Genomic DNA, 17312 nt, shown 5'->3' with positions numbered 1-17312 from the left:
GAGGACGGTGGGAAGCGGCGCTGGGCGGGCCGCTTCCCACCGCGATCCGGCCGTCGGGTCACTTCTTCTTCCGTACGGCCTCGCGCCAGATCAGACCCGCGATGCTCGGCCTGACCTCGGTGGTGACCACCGCCATCGCCCGCCGGACGTACCGCTCGTCGGTCAGCTGCGCCAGCATGCTCGCCGCCAGGTCCGCGCGTGCCGTGAAGAGGCCGTCGGCGACGTCCTCGGCCACCTGGTAGCGGGTGACGGTCGGGTGGTCGAAGAGCCCGGACGGTCGGGCGATGGTCCAGTCCAGGTCGCTCTCGCGGACCAGGGACTCCATCCGCCGCATGTCCTCGTGCGCGGTGCGGCCCGCCCTGCGGTTGAACAGCGGGTCCAGCACGTTGTTGAAGAAGAACTCGCCGGTCGGTCGCCAGGTGGGGTCGAGCACGCTGGAGCTGACGGTGATCAGGCGCTTGACGCCGTGGCGGTGCATGGCGGCCAGGATGTTGGCGTTGCCCGTCGAGTACACGGTGATCGGCTTCGGGGTGAGCGGGACGCCCAGGCTGGACAGGACGGCGTCGCCGCCGGCCACCGCCCGGTCGACGGCGTCCGGGTCGGCGACGTCGGCGCTGACCACGGTGAGGCCGGGGCGCGGTGGCCCGGCGGGCGGGCGGCGGGTGACCGCGACGACCTCGTGGCCGGCGGCCAGAGCCTGTTCGGTGATCTGACGGCCGGTGGGGCCGGTGGCGCCGAAGACGACAGTGCGCATGTGTTCGCTCCTCGTTGGGGTTGACGCCGTTGACGGTGCCAGCGGGGACGCGCATTATTCAACCGTGTTGAATAAAACTCGGGGCCGACCTCGCGGCAACCCCGACACCAAGGCCCGCATCGCACAGGCCGCCCGCGAGCTGTTCCTGAAGCACGGCTATCCGGGCACCACCCTCCGGGCCGTCGCCGCCGCCGCTGGCGTCGACGCGGCGCTGATCAGCTATCACTTCGGCTCCAAGCAGGGCCTCTTCAGTCAGTCACTGAACCTGCTCTGCGTTGATCCCACCGCTCTCGACCAGGCGTTGCGGGGCAACCGGGAGCAGTTGGCCGACCGTCTGCTGGACTCGGTCACCAGCCTGTGGGACGCCGCCGGGCCCGCGCAGAGTCGGATGGCGGTGCAGGATGACGCCACGATGCGTGCCCTGCGGGACTACCTGGACGGTGAGCTGCGCCTCCGCATCGCTGAATTTATCGGCGGGCCGGAGGCGACGCGACGGGCCACCGCCGCGGTCGGCGTGCTGGGTGGGCTGATCTTCACGCGCTACCTGAACCCGATCCGCTCGGTCGGTGCGCTGTCCCCGGTCGACGTTCGGCGGGTCTTCCGGCCGGCGCTGCGGGCGGCCCTGTACGGCCGCACCCTGGCCTGAGCGCCCCTTCACGGAGGTCTTGCGGCGGTCATCGTATACAACATACGCTCCCCGAATCGCCCACTTGAGGAGCTCTCCATGACGAACCTCTCCGTCCGCGAAACGAACCTGCCCCGCCGTCGGGTGCTCCGGGCCGCGGTGGCGGCGGCTGCCGTCGTCTGCACGGTCGTCGCCTGCTCGCCGGTGTCGAACAGCGAAGGCGGCAACCCGTCCGGTGGCAATCAGTCGGCCGGCCAGGACGCCTTCGGCACGCCAGCGGACCCCGCCGCCGTGAAGCAGGGCGGCAACCTGGTCATCGCCCTCTCCGCCGAACCCGACGCGCTGGACCCGACGCTGTCGAGAAGCCTCTACTCCCGCTACGTCTTCCAGGCGATGTGCGAGAAGCTCTACGACGTCAACGAGCAGGCGCAGGTCGTACCGCAGCTCGCGACGGCCCTGCCCACCACGAGCGCCGACGGCCGGACGGTGACCATCCCGCTGCGGCCCGGCGTGCGCTTCGCGGACGGGACGGCGTTCGACTCGGCCGCGGTGAAGGCCACTCTGCAACGACACCTCACCAACGCCCGGTCGGCGCGCAAGAGCGAACTCGGCCCCATCGACGGCGTCGACACCCCGGACCCGCAGACCGTCGTCCTGCGGTTGAAGCAGCCGTTCGCGCCGCTGCTCGGCGCCCTCGCCGACCGGGCCGGCATGATCATGAGCGCGCAGGCACTGCAGGCCCGGGGGGACGACTTCGCCTCGGCGCCGGTCTGCGTCGGCCCCTTCAAGTTCGCCAAGCGGGTGCCCCAGAACTCGATCGAGGTGGTGCGGGACCCGAACTACTACGACGCCGGCAAGGTGCACCTGGATGGCATCTCGTGGCGGATCCTCACCGACGCGAGCATCCGGGCCGCCAACCTGCGCTCCGGTGACGCGCAGGTGGCCGACTCCGTCTCCACCCAGGACGTCGCCTCGCTCCGGCAGGACGCCGCGGTCTCCGTCCTGCAGTCGCAGTCCCTGGGATACCAGGGACTGACCATCAACGTCGGCAACGTCGACGGCGTCGGCACCACCCCCAAGCCCATCAACCGCCCGCTCGCCCAGAACGCCAAGGTGCGGCAGGCCTTCGAGCACGCCATCGACCGCAAGGCCCTGGTCGACGCGGTCTTCAACGGTGAGCACGCCGTTGCCTGCTCGCCGATCTCGCCCGCGAGCACGTTCTCGTCCCCCGAGGCGCAGACCTGCCCGGCGCACGACCCCGCCAAGGCCAAGCAACTGCTGACCGAGGCCGGCGTGCAGACGCCGTACGAGGTGACGATGCTCGCCTCGAACACCCCCGACACGCTGCGCCTGGCCCAGGCGTTGCAGTCCATGGTCAAGGACGGCGGATTCGACCTGAAGATCAACCCGGTGGAGTACTCGTCGCTCCTCGACGAGCAGGACCGCGGCAACTTCGAGCTGCTGCAACTGGGGTGGAGCGGACGGATCGACCCGGACGCCAACATCACCAACTTCGTCGGCACCGGCGGCAGCCAGAACGTCGCCGGCTACCGCAACCCGCAGCTCGACACGGTGCTGACCGAGGCCCGCCAGGCCGGTGACGTCGAGCAGCGCCGCAAGCTGTACGGCCAGGCGGTCACCCTGATGCAGCAGGACGACGCCCTGATCTACCTCTACCGGCAGCGCAACCTGACCGCCGTCAGCAAGCAGGTCCAGGGTTTGCAGGTCTACCCGGACGGCGTCATCCGGGCGGCCTTCGCCGGCTTCGGCAAGTAGGTCGTCGTGGCCCGATATCTGCTCACCCGTGCCTGGCAGTCGGCAGTGACCCTGCTGTTGTCGACGATCGTGGTCTTCGTCGGCGTACGGGCGCTCCCCGGTGACCCGGCCCTCGCCCTCGCTGGCGAGGACCGGTCGCCGGAGGCCCTGGAGGCCATCCGTCGGCACTACGGGCTGGACCAGCCGCTGCCGGTGCAGTTCGCCCAGTACGTGGAGCGGATGGCGCAGGGCGACTTCGGCGTGTCGATCCGCACCGGCACGCCGGTCTCGTCGATGCTCACCACCGCGCTGCCGGTGACCGTCGAGCTGTCCGTCCTGGCGATCCTCATCGCGTCGGCGCTCGGTGTCGGCGCCGGGGTGCTCGCGGCGGTCCGTCGTGGACGCCCGGCGGAGTGGCTCGCCAACGGCCTGGCCCTGATCGGCCTGTCCGTGCCGCACTTCTGGCTGGGGCTGCTGGCGATCCTCTACCTGTCCGTGGCGACCGGGCTGTTCCCCGCCTCCGGCTTCGTGCCGATCCTGGAGGACCCGGTGGACAACCTGCACCACATCGTCCTGCCCGCGGTGATCCTCGGCACCGGCCTGGCCGCCATCATCATGCGGCAGACCCGCTCGGCGATGCTCGACTCGCTCTCCTCCGACTACGTGCGGACGGCGAAGGCGAAGGGGCTGCGACCGCGCGCCGTCATCACCCGGCACGCCCTGCGCAACAGCCTCATCGTGGTGGTGACCGTCGTGGGCCTGCAACTCGGCGGGCTGATCTCCGGCGCGGTCGTCACCGAACAGATCTTCGGGCTGCCGGGCTTCGGCAAGATGACCATCGATGCGGTTTTCCAACGGGACTACCCGGTGATCCAGGCCGTCGTCCTGCTCACCGCGGCGGCCTACATCGTGATCAACTTCTTCGTGGATCTGCTCTACTCGGTCATCGATCCACGCATCCGGGTGACGGGAGATCCGGCATGACCGTCCTCACCGTACCGATGGCGGAGGCCGGCGCCGCCAGCGTCACCCGACGTACCCGCGTGCTGCGGCGGCTGCGCCGCAACCCGCTCGCCGTCGTGAGTTTCGTCGTGCTCGCGTTGGCGGGCGTCATCGCGGTGCTGTCGCCCTGGCTCGCGCCGTACTCGGTCGACCAGACCGACTTTGCCCGTACGTTCGCACCGCCCGGCACCGCCGGGCACCTGCTGGGCACCGACGACCTCGGCCGCGACGTCCTCTCCCGCATCATGCTCGGTGCCCGGGCGTCGTTGCAGGTGGGGCTCCTCGCGGTGGCCACGTCCCTGGTCATCGGGGTGCCGCTCGGGCTCGCGGCCGGCTACTTCCGGGCCTGGGACGCGGTGATCTCCCGCTTCACCGACCTGCTGTTGGCGTTTCCGTTCCTGATCATGGCGGTGGGGCTGGCGGCCATCCGGGGTGCCAGCCTCGGCAACGCCGCGGTGGCCATCGGCATCGCCCAGATCCCCGGGGTGATCCGGGTGGTCCGCTCGGACACCCTGCGCCTCAAGTCCCTCGACTTCGTGGCGGCGGCCGTCGTCGACGGCGCGAGCGACCTGTGGGTGCTGGCCCGGCACATCCTGCCGAACGCGACGTCGGTGATCCTGGTGCAGGCCACCGTCGCCATCCCGGCCGCGATCCTCGGCGAGGCGGTGCTCTCCTTCCTCGGCCTCGGCATCCAGCCCCCGGCGCCCAGCCTCGGCACGATGCTGGCCACCGCCCAGCAGTTCGCCGCCCGCGCACCGTGGGCCGCCGTCCTGCCCGGCGTGGTCATCATGGGTCTGGCGCTGGCGTTCAACGTCTTCGGTGACGCCCTGCGCGACGCCCTCGACCCGAAGGGAGACCGACGATGACCACGACCGGCGCGCCCGTGCTGGAGATCCGCGACCTGTCGGTGTCGTTCCCCACCGAGACCGGCACCGTCTCGGCGGTCGACGGTGTCAGCCTGGACCTCGCGCCCGGCGAGATCGTCGGGATGGTGGGTGAGTCGGGGTGTGGGAAGAGCGTCACCGCGATGAGCATCGCCGGGCTGCTACCGGGCAGCGCCCGGGTCACCGGTTCGGTGCGCCTGGACGGCACGCAGCTGATCGGGGCCCGCGAGGCGGCGCTTCGTCGGGTCCGGGGCCGGGAGATCGCCTACATCTTCCAGGAGCCGATGACGTCGTTGAACCCGGTGCTCACCGTCGGGCGGCAGATCGGGGAGGTGCTCCAGGTCCACGAGCGGATGTCCCGGCGGGCGGCGCGGGCGCGCGCCATCGAGCTGCTGACGCTCGTCGGGATCCCGTCCGCAGCCCAACGCGTCGACAACTATCCGCACCAGCTCTCCGGCGGCATGCGCCAGCGCGTGATGATCGCGATGGCGGTGGCCTGCGGCCCGAAGGTGCTGGTGGCCGACGAGCCGACCACCGCGCTGGACGTCACCGTGCAGGCCGGCATCCTCCAGGTGCTGCGGGACCTGCGCGACCAGCTCGGTACGAGCGTCCTCATCATCACCCACGACCTCGGCGTGATCGCCGACATCGCGGACCGCGTCGTCGTCATGTACGCGGGACGGGTGGCGGAACGGGCACCGGTGGACGACCTGTTCGCCCACCCCCGACACCGGTACACCGCCGGTCTGCTGTCGGCGTCACCGCAGCCGGGCCGGCACGCCGGCACGGATCGGTTGACCGAGATCCCCGGGCTGGTGCCCGTCCTGGCCAGCCAACCCGACGCCTGCACCTTCGCGGATCGCTGCCCGGCCGCCGACGAGCGGTGTCGGACGGCCGCCCCGCCGCTGGCGGGTGTCGGTGGCACCGACCACGTCGCGGCCTGCTGGCACCCGTGCGAGATGGCCCCTCAGGAGGCGAACCGATGACGCCGCAGCCGAACGCTCTGGAGATCACGGACCTGGTGATGCACTTCGGCCCGGTGCGTGCCGTGGACGGGGTGTCGCTGACCATCCCGCGCGGCCGGGTCACCGCCCTGGTGGGGGAGAGCGGCTCCGGAAAATCGACGGTGGGCCGCTGCGTGGTGCGCCTCGTCGAGCCGACAGCGGGAACGGTGCGGATCGCCGGCACCGACGTCACCCACCTGTCCCGGCGGCACCTGCGCCCCCATCGCGGCGCGGTGTCGATCGTCTTTCAGGACCCGGCCGCGTCCCTGGACCCGCGCATGCTGGTGGGGGACATCGTGGCCGAGCCGCTGCGGCTGGCCGGCAAGCGGATGTCCCGGCGTGACCGGGAGGCCCGCGTCGCTCCCCAACTGGAACGGGTGGGCCTGCGCGCCGAGGTGGCCCGTCGCTACCCCCACGAGCTGTCCGGCGGGCAACGCCAGCGGGTCAGCATCGCCCGGGCACTGATCTCCGAACCGATGCTGCTCATCGCTGACGAACCGACCAGCGCGCTCGACGTGTCGGTGCAGGCGTCGGTGCTCAACCTCCTCGCCGACCTGCAACGCGACATCGGGTTCGCCTGCCTCTTCATCACCCACGACCTCTCCGCCGTCGAGTACCTGGCCGACGAGATCGCGGTCATGTACCTGGGGCAACTCGTCGAGCGGGGCAGCCGGGAGCGGATCTTCGCCCGGCCCGCCCACCCGTACACGCAGGCCCTGCTGTCCGCCGCGCCGGTGGCCGATCCGGTACGTCAGCGCCACCGTCAGCCGGTGCTGCTCGGTGACGACCTGCCGTCCGCGCTCGACCCGCCGTCCGGGTGCCGGTTCCGGACCCGGTGCCCGCTCGCCTTCGACAGGTGCGCGACCCAGGTGCCGGCGCAGACCGCGATCGGCGACGGCATGGCCGCGTGCCACCTGGTCCAGCCGGACGGCACCGGCCCCGACGTTCGCACCGCAGATCCCAGTGAGGTGTTGTCATGACGTTCACCACCCGACCCACGTTGCAGGGCACCTTCGGCATGGTTTCCTCGACCCACTGGCTCGCCAGCCAGGCGGCGATGGGCATCCTCGAACGCGGGGGCAACGCCTTCGACGCCGCGGTCACCGCCGGGTTCGTCCTGCACGTCGTCGAGCCGCACCTGAACGGGCCGGGCGGCGAGGTGCCGGCCATCGTGGCCACCGCACAGGACCCCCGGCCGAAGGTGCTGTGCGGGCAGGGGCCGGCACCGGCCGGCGCCACCATCGCGCACTTCCGGTCCCTCGGGATGGACCTCATCCCGGGTGCCGGCCCACTCGCGGCGGCCGTGCCCGGCGCCGTGGACGCCTGGCTCCTGCTGCTGCGTGAGCACGGCACTCTCACCCTCGCCGAGGTGCTGGAACCGGCGATCGGCTACGCCGGCGCCGGACACCCGGTGGTGGGCCGGGTCGGTGACACGGTGGCCGCCGTCCGGTCGTTGTTCGAGGAACACTGGCCCACGTCCGCCGCGCTCTGGCTGCGCAACGGCCGGCCACCGGCCGCGGGGGAGTTGGTCACCAACCCGGCGTACGCGGACACGCTGCGCCGGCTCGTCGAGGCGGGACAGGCGGCCGGCGTCGACCGGGAGGCCCAGATCGAGGCGGCGCGCCGGGCCTGGAGCACGGGTTTCGTCGCCGAGGCGATCGACGCGTTCAGCCGGCGACCGTTCCAGGACTCCAGCGGACGCCCGCACGCCGGGCTGGTCACCGGCGACGACCTGGCCGCGTACTCGGCGAGCTGGGAGGCGCCCGCCACCCTCGACTGGCACGGCTACTCGGTGGCGAAGACCGGGTTCTGGGGTCAAGGGCCGGTGCTGCTGGAGTCACTGGCCACACTGGACGCGCTCGACGACCCGGGCGCGTACGACCCGGGGACCGCGGCCGGCGTGCACGCCCAGGTCGAGGCGCTCAAGCTCGCGTTCGCCGACCGGGAGGCCTGGTACGGCGACGACGTCGACGTGCCCGCCAAGGCGCTGCTCTCCCCGCAGTACGCGCGGGAGCGGGCCGCCCTGATCGGCGACCGCGCGTCGGCGGAGCTGCGGCCGGGGCGTCCGGACGGTTTGCTGCCGCGCCTGCCCGCCCACGTCCGACCCGGTGCCGTCCGGCGTACCGGGTCGACGGATGCCGCGACGGGGGAGCCGACAGTGCAGTCGGACGGGGTGACCCGGGGCGACACGTGTCACGTGGACGTGGTCGACCGCTGGGGCAACATGATCTCCGCGACGCCCAGCGGCGGCTGGTTGCAGAGCTCCCCGACGATTCCGGAGCTCGGCTTCCCGTTGGGCAGCAGGTTGCAGATGTTCTGGCTGGAGGAGGGGCTGGCCTCGTCGCTGGCGCCGGGCCGACGCCCGCGGACGACGTTGAGCCCGACGATGGTGCACCGCGACGGTGAGCCGGTGCTGGCGTGCGGCACCCCCGGTGGCGACCAGCAGGACCAGTGGCAGTTGCCGTTCCTGCTGCGGCACCTGGTGGGTGGTCAGAGTCTGCAGGAGGCCATCGACGCGCCGGCGTGGCACACGGTCAGCCTGCCGGGGTCGTTCTATCCACGCGACATGCAGCCGGGTGTCCTGGTGGTGGAGGACCGGCTCGACGAGGGCGTGCTGGCGGCGCTGCGGGCGTACGGGCACGAGGTGCGGGTCACCGACGGGTGGAGCCTGGGCCGGCTCTGTGCGGTGAGCCGCGACCCGGGCACCGGGCTGCTGGCCGCCGGTGCGAACCCCCGGGGAATGCAGGGTTACGCGTGCGGCCGGTAGCGGCCACCTGACCGTCAGCGGGCGGCGTAGCCGCCTTCGGCGTTCTCGTACGCCGCGGCGGAGGCCGCGTCGAGGTGGTTGAGCGCGGCCCGCTCGGCGCGGTCACCGTCGCCCGACTCGATGGCGTCGACGAGCTGGATGTGCTCGGCCCACGAGTGTGGGGCCCGTTCGGCCGCCCCGAGCCGAAAGATCCACTGCACATGGAGGTAGAGCGACTTGGCGATCGACGACAGCCAGGGGTTTCCGCTGATCTGCAGGATGCGCAGGTGCAGCGTGCTGTTCAGCTCGGCGACCCGGGCCAGGTCCTGTCGCTGCGTCGCGTCGCGGCCCTGGTCGAGCAGGGCACGCAGGGACGCCACGTCGGCCGCGGTGGCCCGCTCGGCGGCCAGCCGGGCGGCCAGCGCCTCCAGCCGCTCGCGTACGGCGAACATGTCGGCGATGGTCCCGCTGCTCGGTGAGGCGACGACCGCTCCCCGGCGGGGGAGGATCACCACGAACCCCTCTGCCTCGGCGACCCGCAGCGCCTCCCGGACGGGGTTGCGGGAGACGCCGAAGTCCTCGGCGAGCCGGTCCTCGGTGAGCCGTTCGCCGGGCAGGTAGTCGCCGTCGATGATGGCGGTCCGCAGCGCGGCGAGGACCTGATCGCGGAGCGGCAGGTGTTGCGCGCCGAGCTTGTCCCGTAGGTCTTCAGCCACCTGGTCGCCTCGCCTCTCCGTGAACGTGTCCGGACAAAGTGTATACGAAGAACAATCACCGGAAGGTGGCCGACAGTGTCGAGCACAGCGCCCCGCGTCACCCGCCCCCACGTCGCCGCACACTCGGACGACCGACTGCTGCGGCGACGGCACGCGCTCGTCGTCGTCCTCACCTTCCTGACCGGAAGCGCGGACGCTCTCGGGTTCCTCGCCCTCGGGGGCGCGTTCGCCAGCGTGATGACCGGCAACATGGTCCTGCTCGGGCTCTCGGCGGGCCGGGGCGAGGCCGACCTGGCCCTGACGTCGGGCTGCGCCATCGTCAGCTTCATCGTCGGTGTCCTCGCGGGTGCCCGCGTCGTCGGCTCGGCGCAGCCCGACGACCCGGTCTGGCCACGACGGGTCACCTGGGCGCTGGTCCTGGAGCTGTCGGTGTTCGTGGTGTTCGCCGTCGTCTGGGAGGTCACGCTGCACGCCCCCGACGCGCGCGTGCACCTGGCGCTGCTGATGCTGTCCGCTGTCGCGTTGGGCGTGCAGAGCAGCGCCATCCAACGCTTCGGCGTCTCCGGCCTGTCCTCCACGTACCTGACCGGCACGCTCACCAGCCTGATCGCCGGGGTCGCCGCCCGCAGCCCGTGGGCCAGCCTGCGGCCCAAGGCGCAGGTGCTGCTGGCCCTGATGGTCGGCGCGGCGGTCGGCGCCCTGGTCGCCCTGCATTTGCCGGTCGTCGCCCCGGCCCTGCTGATCGTGCCGCTGGTGCTCGTCATCGTGGCGTCCGCGCGGATGCGGGGCTGACCGTGGTGGTGGCCCGCCGGTGTCGGTGCGGCCAACGCAGGATGGCGGAGACCCGCCATGTCCGTGCTCCGCCAGTGATCTTGCGAGTCAACCGGATGCCCGTCGCCTGAGAATCGGCGACGGCGGTGTCGGCCCTCCCGGGCGACCGCCCGAGGGAGGGACGTACGTCATGCTCAGACCCAGACCGCTGACACGTCGAGCCATGGGCGCCGTCGGCGCGGCGCTGGCCATCGTGCTCGCACTGCCGACCGGCGCCGCCGTGGCCGCGCCCGCACCGGGCAACGGCGCTGTCGACCCACTGCGCAAGGTGGACCCGGTGGTGCTCGGCTCGGCCCGTGCCGGCACCAACGCCAGCTTCTTCGTCGAGCTGACCGACGAGGCCACGCTGAACCAGAGCGACCTGGACCGGGTCGCGCGGGCCGCCGGTGGCCGGGCCGGGCGGGTCGCCCGCACCACCCGGGTCTACCAGACCAAGCTGGCCCATGCCGAGAAGACCCAGCGTGGGCTGCGTGCCCTGCTGCGCGAGCGGCACGCCGACTTCACCCCGTACTGGATCGCGAACATCATCGAGGTCACCGGTGACCTGAAGCTGGTGACCGAGCTGGCCGGGCGGGCGGACGTCGCGCGGATCACCGCGATCGGTGGGACCACGCTCGCGGAGCCGGTCCGCACCGCCGGCGCCGCCGCCGACGACCCGCAGCTGCCGTGGAACCTCACGTCGCTCGCCGCCGACAAGGTCTGGCGCGAGTACGGCACCCGCGGCGAGGGCATCGTCGTCGGCAGCGTCGACTCCGGTGTGCAGTACGACCACCCGGCCCTGGTCCGCCAGTACCGTGGCAACGACGGTGACGGCACCTTCACGCACGACTACAACTGGTACGACCCGACCGGGATCTGCCTGCCGTCGACGCCCTGCGACAACTTCGGGCACGGCACCCACACGGTCGGCACGATGGTCGGCGACGACGGCGACGGGCGGATCACCGGTGTGGCCCCGGGCGCCAGCTGGATCGCGGCCAAAGGGTGCGAGGCCAACTACTGCAGCAACAGCGCGTTGCTCGCCGCCGGTCAGTGGATGCTTGCACCGACCGACCACAACGGCGAGAACCCCCGCCCCGACCTCGCCCCGGACATCATCAACAACTCCTGGGGCGGCCACGACGGTGACCCCACCTTCTACGACACCATCATCGACTCCTGGGTCGCCGCCGGCATCTTCCCGGTCTTCGCGGTCGGCAACGAGGCCGAGGAGCTGCCCGAGCCGTGCGGCTCGGCGGGGCACCCGGCCACCAACCCCCTCGCGTACGCCGTCGGCGCGACCGACTCCACCGGTGTGATCGCTGACTTCTCCAGCCGTGGGCCGGGCCGTGAGGACGCGGTACGGCCGGACATCACCGCCCCCGGGGTGGGCATCCTGTCGTCCGTGCCGGGCAGCGACTGGGGCATGAGCGACGGCACCTCCATGGCCGCTCCGCACGTCGCCGGCGCGGTCGCCCTGGCGTGGTCGGCAGTGCCGAACCTGCGCCGCGACCTGGCGACCACCCGGGAACTGCTGGACCGCACCGCGCACGACGTCAACGACCTTCAGTGCGGTGGCACCCCGGCCGACAACAACGTCTACGGCGAGGGTCGACTCGACGCGTACGACCTGGTGACCCAGGCCGCGTCGGCGCAGCTCGGCGGCGTCGTCGTGCACGCGAACCTGAACGGCACCGCGCTCACCGGGGCGAAGATCACCCTGACCTCCGCCCTGGTCACCCGCAGCGCCCGCACCGACGCGCGCGGCACTGTCCAACTGGGTCGGGTCCCGGCCGGGGAGTACACCCTGACCGCGTCGTTCTTCGCGCGGCGGACCGTACGGCAGACCATCACCGTGTCGACCAGCGGCACCACCAACCTGACCCTCGACCTGTCCGAGCCCGCGCCGTGGCAGGCGATCCAGGGCCGGGTCACCGACCCGGCGGGCAAGCCGGTCGTGGGCGCCCGGGTGGCGCTCGCCGGGGAGACGTTCCCGGCGTTCGTCACCGACGCCGACGGTCACTACACCGGGATGCTGCCCGAGGCCGACTACGACCTGCTGATCGAGTACGGCCGGTGGCTGGCACCGAAGACGGTCGCGCTCAGCGTCGACGGGCCGGAGACGGTGGACGTGGCGCTCGCCGCGAAGGCCGACCGGCACGGCTACCAGGCGGGGACGGCCGCCGCGCAGTGGGTCGACGGCGGCAGCGTGCTCGCCCTCACCGGTGACACCGCGAGCCGGGCCGTCGACCTGCCGTTCCCGATGACCTTCTACGGCAGCACCTACCGTCGGCTCACCGTGCACACCGACGGTTACCTGACCCTCGGTGCCGACACGAGCACCTCGGTCGGTGACAACGGCCCGCTGCCCGCCCCGGCGGTCTCGGCGCCGGCCGTCTACGCGTTCTGGGACGACCTGGTCCTGGACCACGCCTCGACGGTGCGTACCAGGGTGTCCGGCACCGGCACGGCCCGACAGTTCGTGGTCACCTGGAACCGGGCTGCGCTGAAGAGCGCGCCGAAGAACCGGGTCGACGTGCAGGTACGCCTCGGCGAGAACGGCACCGTCACCATCCAGTACCGCAAGCTCGCCACCACGGCGGAGGGGGCCGGCGGCTCGGCGACCGTCGGCATCGAGGACGCCACCGGCCGCGACGCGCTGACCTACTCGCGCGACGAGCAGGTGCTCGACGCGGGCGACGCGGTCACCTTCCGGGTGGCCGGTCGGGGCCTGCTGCGGGGCACGGTGCGTGACGCGAACGACCGTCAGCCGCTGGCCGGCGCGACGGTACGGGTCGAGTCGGGCGATGCCCCACAGCCGGTCACCGCGACCACCGACGCGGACGGCTTCTACCAGCTGGAGGCGCCGGCCGGGCCGGTCACGGTGACCGCGCTGCAACCGGGCTACGACCTGCCGGGGAGCACCGTCGACGTGGTCGAGTCGACGGTCGTCACGCAGGACCTGGCGCTGCGCACGCCACTGCTGCTGGCCAACAGGAACGCGATCTCGGTGACCGCCCGGGCCGGGGCGACCCGGACCGCCACGGTGAACCTCACCAACCGGGGCGACCTGCCGGCCAACTGGCTGGCCCGGGAGATCAACTCGCCTACCCCGCCGACCGGCATCCCCGGCCGGCAGCTCAGCTCGTTCCCGCTCAAGGAGCTCTACAACGCCTACGGCGTCGGCTACCGCAACGGCGAGTTGATCGTCTCCAACTCGTACCTGTTCGGGCAGATGCAGCGCTTCAGCACCGACGGCCGGTCACTGGCCAAGGGTGTGCTGCCGATCGACGGCTGGCCCTCGGACATGGCGTACGTGGCGAGCCGGGACCTGATGTGCGCGCCGAAGATGTCGTTCATCGGGGACCTGCCGATCGTGTGCTTCGACCCGGACACCCTGGAGGTGAAGGAGACCATCACCGGGCCGTGGGCCGGCAAGCTCTACTACGGGCTGGCCTACCGCGCCTCGGACGACACCTTCTACCTCAGCGGCGACAACCGCATCCGGCACCTCGCCGGGCTGTCGCACCCGCAGCCCGGATCGGTGCTGGGGGAGTGCACCCCGCCCATCCCGTGGATGACCGGCCTGGCCCTCAACGAGGAACACAACGTGTTGTGGGGCATCAACCAGGACTCCAAGGAGTCGATCTGGGCGCTCGACCCGGCCACCTGCCAGCCGCTGGCCTCGGTGCCCGACCCGGACCCCAACCCGCTCAGCGGGGCCGGGCTGGACCTGGACGAGCAGGGCAACCTGTGGGTGCTCGGTAACGCCACCAACCGGCCGTACGGCGCCAAGGTCTACCACGTCGACGGTTCGTTGCCGGCGTACAGCGACGTGCCGTGGCTGTCCGCCGCCACCGCCGGCGAGGTGCCGGCGGGGGCGAAGGGCACGCTGGCCGTCACCGTGGACACCACCGGCCTGGCACCGGGCACGTACGTCGCCACGCTGCTGGTCACCAACAACGGTGCGAAGGGCGCGTCCACCCCGGTCACCGTGTCGGTGACGGTCACGAAGTGAGCACCGGGGCCTGCCGTCACCTCCAGTGTCGGCAGGCCCCCACGTGCTGGGTTCAGAGCCAGTCGTGGCGGGCGATGAACCAGCCGAGCTGCATCCGGGTGGCGCTGCCGGTGGCGTCCATCAACTGACGCAGCCGCCGCTGCACCGTCCGCAGCGAGATGCCCAACTGGGAGGCGACCGCCTTGTCCGGCAGCCCGGTCATCAGCAGCGACAGGATCTGCCGGTCGACGGTGGTGGGCGTGCTCTGCCGCTCGACGTCGTCGACCACCTCGCTGGCCGGGGCGAGCCGCAGCGGCGTGGCCCGGTCCCACACCTCGGTGAACAGCGCCACGAGCACCTCCACCCAGGTGGCGCCCCGTACCACCAGTGCCCACGGCTCGGTGCTGTCGGCGCGGGCGGGGAAGGAGATCAGGGCGACCCGGCGGTCGGCGACGGCGAGCTTGCCGGGCACGTTCGCGGCGACCCGCGCCTGTTCCCCGGCGGCGACGAACCGGCCGATGTGGGCGGCCGCACCCGGCCGTTCCAACCCCCGCCGGTCGTACACCACCCGGAAGGCGACGCCCCGGCCGAGCATCTCGATCTCGGTCGGGTTGTCCTGCAGCACTGCCGCGTACGGCGGGCGGTCGAAGCCGAGCACCTCCTCCTGCGCCCCGCGCAGGAACTGGTCGAACGCCTGCATGATCGCGGGAACGCCGACCACCAACTGGACGTCCTGGTCCATCGGGTTCGCCGGGCGTTGCTGCCGCAGCCAGTCCCACAGGCCGACCCGCGCCTCCTGAAGCTCGCGCATCCGCTGGTTCAGCAGCGACTCGATGGCCAGGTCGGGTGGGGCGGCACCGGCGCGGCCGGCGACCACGCGGACCAGCCCGGCCCGGGTGAGAGCGTCGAGCGCGTGCTCCAGCTCGGCGACCGTGGCCGCTACCCGTGGTGCCAGCTCGGTAGCGGTCCCGGCACGGCCACGGACCAACTCCAGGTAGACCTTCTCCTCCAGCTCGCTCAGACCGAATGCGCCCAGCAACAGACCACCACACCCGCCTCGGGCGGCCCGCCGTTCGCGCGGCTCCGCTCCAGCTGATCTTGGAGCGCTCCCAGCGGGACGTCAAGAGGCGCGAGCGGACGGCGTCCGCGCATCAGACGCCGCGAGCGAACAGCGCCAGACGGACCCGGTTGGGGCTGTCGGTCTTGGCCATCAGGCTGGTGATGTGGGTCTTGACCGTGGTGACGCCGATGTGGAGCCGGTCGGCGATCTCAGTGTTGGACAGACCCTCGGCGACCAGGTCGAGCACGTCGCGTTCCCGGGCGGTCAAACCCGGCAGGGCCGGTGGGGAGTCGGGGCGGGCGTGCACCGCGCGCTGGACGAGGCGACGCAGCACCTCCGGGCTGAACGGGCTGTCACCGACGGCGGCCCGGCGGATGCCGTCCAGCAGTTCGGTCGGGGGCGCGTCCTTGAGCAGGAACCCGCACGCCCCGGCGGTCAACGCGGGGTACAGGTGGTCGTCGTCGCCGAACGTGGTCAGCACCAGGATGCGGATGGTGGGACGGTCGGCGAGGATCCGGCTGGTCGCGGTGATCCCGTCGACACCGGGCATCCGCAGATCCATCACGACGACGTCGGGGACGAGCCGCCCGGCCAGCGGAATCGCCTCGCGGCCGTTGTCCGCCTCCCCGACGACCTCGATGTCGGGTTGGGCGTCACAGAGCATGCGCAGACCGGCCCGGATGAGGTGCTGGTCGTCGACCAGCAGCACCCGGATCACGCCGGCTCCGGCGCCGGGGACCCGGCGGACGCCGCGCGGTCCCGGGGCAGCGACCGGGTCGACGGCTCGGAAGCGGTGGCCGGCAGCACGGTGCGCACCCGCCACCCCGTTTCCGTCGGGCCGGCCTCCAGTAGGCCGCCGAGGACCTCGACCCGCTCGCGCATTCCGGTGATGCCGTGTCCACCGCCGGCCGGCACGCCGGCCGGCACCCCGCCCCGCCCGTTGTCGGCGACCTCCCAGTGCACAGCGCCGTCGCGAACGGCGACGACGAGTCGCGCCACCGCTGACGTCCCCGCGTGTTTGGCCACGTTGGTCAGCGCCTCCTGGGTCAGTCGCAGCACCGCCATGCCGCGTACCGCGTCGAGGGAACCGATCGCCGGGTCGAGATCGGCCTCCACCGTGACTCCCGCCTGCCGGGCCCGGTCGATGGACGCGCCGATCGCCGCCGGCAGCGCGGCGGGCTCGATCGCGGTCAGCGCCGCGTCGCCGCGTACCCCGTCGGGATTGCGCAGCACCGCGACCAGCCGGCGCAGCTCCGCGAGGGCCGCGGTGCCGGTGCCGTGCACGTCGTCGAAGACCTCGCCCACCCGGGGGTCCAGGTCGGTGAGGACGTGCCGGGCCACGCCGACCCGCAGGACCATCGACGCCACGTGGTGCGCGACGACGTCGTGCAGCTCGCGGGCGATGGCGCTGCGTTCGTCGGCGCGGGCCGCGCGGCTCTCCGACTCGTGTTGGCGTTGCTCGGCCAGGGCCCGCTCCACGGCCTGCCGACTCAACTCCCGGTTGGCGCGGATGACGAGGCCGAGCAGCACCGGCACGCCGACCTCCACGGCGAGCCCGACGACCCCGGAGGCGAACCGGCGTGGCGGGTCGCCGATCGAGTCGGTCAGGTCGACCATCACCAGCAGCGCGGTGGCCAACCAGATGGCCCGGGGGCCGCGCGCCCGCATGGTCATCTCGAGCAACGCCCAGCTGGCGCCGACCTGGTTGATGGTGAAGTCGTCGATCAGGCTGATGGCGACCGCCAGCAGGGCGGTCTGCGCCACCATGTTCACCACCGGTCGACGGTGCGCTGCCAGCGCCACCGTGAACGCCGGCACCGCGAGGACCCACTGTGCCGTCGTGGGCGTGCTGGTGGAGTGCGGGACGACGAGCAGGTAGCACAACCCGGTGAGGTCGAGCAGCACCATCCGCACGAGTGTGTCCCGTAGGTCGAACAGTCGCACCAGCCAGCTCACGAC

General features: G+C 72.2%; 14 protein-coding genes. 9 read left to right on the top strand and 5 right to left on the bottom strand.

The annotated features are described in order from the left end of the window. Positions 1 to 58: 58 nt before the first annotated feature. The gene (locus QSK15_RS25410) at positions 59 to 754 is read right to left on the bottom strand and encodes an NAD(P)-dependent oxidoreductase (protein ID WP_285796656.1); all 696 of its coding nucleotides are present in this window, start codon (positions 752 to 754) and stop codon (positions 59 to 61) included. A gap of 64 nt (positions 755 to 818) precedes the next feature. Here QSK15_RS25410 and QSK15_RS25405 point away from each other — a divergent pair, with 64 nt between their 5' ends. The 7 genes from QSK15_RS25405 to QSK15_RS25375 all read left to right on the top strand — a co-directional run bounded on the left by QSK15_RS25405 (position 819) and on the right by QSK15_RS25375 (position 8791). Further along, the gene (locus QSK15_RS25405; protein ID WP_285796655.1) at positions 819 to 1400 is read left to right on the top strand and encodes a TetR family transcriptional regulator; all 582 of its coding nucleotides are present in this window, start codon (positions 819 to 821) and stop codon (positions 1398 to 1400) included. Positions 1401 to 1478: 78 nt separating this feature from the next. After that, positions 1479 to 3155, top strand: coding sequence for an ABC transporter substrate-binding protein (locus QSK15_RS25400; RefSeq protein ID WP_285796654.1), 1677 nt, complete (start codon positions 1479 to 1481; stop codon positions 3153 to 3155). A 6-nt stretch (positions 3156 to 3161) separates the two neighbouring features. Then, positions 3162 to 4118: an ABC transporter permease gene (locus tag QSK15_RS25395; protein ID WP_279516561.1), complete on the top strand. Its 957-nt coding sequence runs from the start codon at positions 3162 to 3164 to the stop codon at positions 4116 to 4118. Then, entirely contained in the window at positions 4115 to 5002 is an 888-nt protein-coding gene (locus QSK15_RS25390; protein ID WP_285796653.1) for an ABC transporter permease, read from the top strand. The genes QSK15_RS25395 and QSK15_RS25390 overlap by 4 nt, the downstream gene beginning before the upstream one ends. Then, positions 4999 to 6006: an ABC transporter ATP-binding protein gene (locus tag QSK15_RS25385; protein ID WP_285796652.1), complete on the top strand. Its 1008-nt coding sequence runs from the start codon at positions 4999 to 5001 to the stop codon at positions 6004 to 6006. Before QSK15_RS25390 ends, QSK15_RS25385 begins: the two co-directional genes overlap by 4 nt. After that, entirely contained in the window at positions 6003 to 7004 is a 1002-nt protein-coding gene (locus QSK15_RS25380) for an ABC transporter ATP-binding protein (protein WP_285796651.1), read from the top strand. The genes QSK15_RS25385 and QSK15_RS25380 overlap by 4 nt, the downstream gene beginning before the upstream one ends. After that, positions 7001 to 8791, top strand: a complete 1791-nt coding sequence (locus tag QSK15_RS25375) for a gamma-glutamyltransferase family protein (protein ID WP_285796650.1) — start codon at positions 7001 to 7003, stop codon at positions 8789 to 8791. Before QSK15_RS25380 ends, QSK15_RS25375 begins: the two co-directional genes overlap by 4 nt. A 14-nt stretch (positions 8792 to 8805) precedes the next feature. Here QSK15_RS25375 and QSK15_RS25370 read toward each other — a convergent pair whose 3' ends face one another. Beyond that, on the bottom strand, positions 8806 to 9486 hold the full coding sequence (locus QSK15_RS25370) for a GntR family transcriptional regulator (protein ID WP_285796649.1): 681 nt from the start codon (positions 9484 to 9486) through the stop codon (positions 8806 to 8808). 75 nt (positions 9487 to 9561) lie between these two features. Here QSK15_RS25370 and QSK15_RS25365 point away from each other — a divergent pair, with 75 nt between their 5' ends. Both QSK15_RS25365 and QSK15_RS25360 read left to right on the top strand, forming a co-directional pair. Beyond that, positions 9562 to 10278 (top strand): YoaK family protein, encoded by a 717-nt coding sequence (locus tag QSK15_RS25365; protein ID WP_285796648.1) that lies wholly within the window; start codon positions 9562 to 9564, stop codon positions 10276 to 10278. Positions 10279 to 10447: 169 nt separating this feature from the next. Then, on the top strand, positions 10448 to 14314 hold the full coding sequence (locus tag QSK15_RS25360) for a S8 family serine peptidase (protein ID WP_285796647.1): 3867 nt from the start codon (positions 10448 to 10450) through the stop codon (positions 14312 to 14314). A gap of 52 nt (positions 14315 to 14366) precedes the next feature. Here QSK15_RS25360 and QSK15_RS25355 read toward each other — a convergent pair whose 3' ends face one another. From QSK15_RS25355 to QSK15_RS25345, 3 genes are all read right to left on the bottom strand, one after another. Next, entirely contained in the window at positions 14367 to 15332 is a 966-nt protein-coding gene (locus QSK15_RS25355; protein ID WP_285796646.1) for a helix-turn-helix domain-containing protein, read from the bottom strand. Between the two features lie 112 nt (positions 15333 to 15444). Continuing rightward, a complete protein-coding gene (locus tag QSK15_RS25350) occupies positions 15445 to 16071 on the bottom strand; it encodes a response regulator transcription factor (protein WP_285796645.1) in 627 nt (208 codons plus the stop codon). Continuing rightward, on the bottom strand, positions 16068 to 17309 hold the full coding sequence (locus tag QSK15_RS25345; RefSeq protein WP_285796644.1) for a sensor histidine kinase: 1242 nt from the start codon (positions 17307 to 17309) through the stop codon (positions 16068 to 16070). Before QSK15_RS25345 ends, QSK15_RS25350 begins: the two co-directional genes overlap by 4 nt. Between the last annotated feature and the right edge of the window lie 3 nt (positions 17310 to 17312).

The organism is Micromonospora sp. NBRC 107095, assembly GCF_030269705.1.
Taxonomy (GTDB): domain Bacteria; phylum Actinomycetota; class Actinomycetes; order Mycobacteriales; family Micromonosporaceae; genus Micromonospora; species Micromonospora parva.
The sequence above is the reverse complement of the archived record's forward strand: the minus strand, read 5'-3'. Positions and strand labels throughout refer to the sequence as shown.

What these genes read in the sequence shown, in the direction of transcription:
- QSK15_RS25385 (WP_285796652.1), top strand. Translation starts at nt 4,999, where the DNA reads ATGACCACGACCGGCGCGCCCGTGCTGGAGATCCGCGACCTGTCGGTG.
- QSK15_RS25390 (WP_285796653.1), top strand. Translation starts at nt 4,115, where the DNA reads ATGACCGTCCTCACCGTACCGATGGCGGAGGCCGGCGCCGCCAGCGTC.
- QSK15_RS25375 (WP_285796650.1), top strand. Translation starts at nt 7,001, where the DNA reads ATGACGTTCACCACCCGACCCACGTTGCAGGGCACCTTCGGCATGGTT.
- QSK15_RS25410 (WP_285796656.1), bottom strand. Translation starts at nt 754, where the DNA reads ATGCGCACTGTCGTCTTCGGCGCCACCGGCCCCACCGGCCGTCAGATC.
- QSK15_RS25400 (WP_285796654.1), top strand. Translation starts at nt 1,479, where the DNA reads ATGACGAACCTCTCCGTCCGCGAAACGAACCTGCCCCGCCGTCGGGTG.
- QSK15_RS25360 (WP_285796647.1), top strand. Translation starts at nt 10,448, where the DNA reads ATGCTCAGACCCAGACCGCTGACACGTCGAGCCATGGGCGCCGTCGGC.
- QSK15_RS25380 (WP_285796651.1), top strand. Translation starts at nt 6,003, where the DNA reads ATGACGCCGCAGCCGAACGCTCTGGAGATCACGGACCTGGTGATGCAC.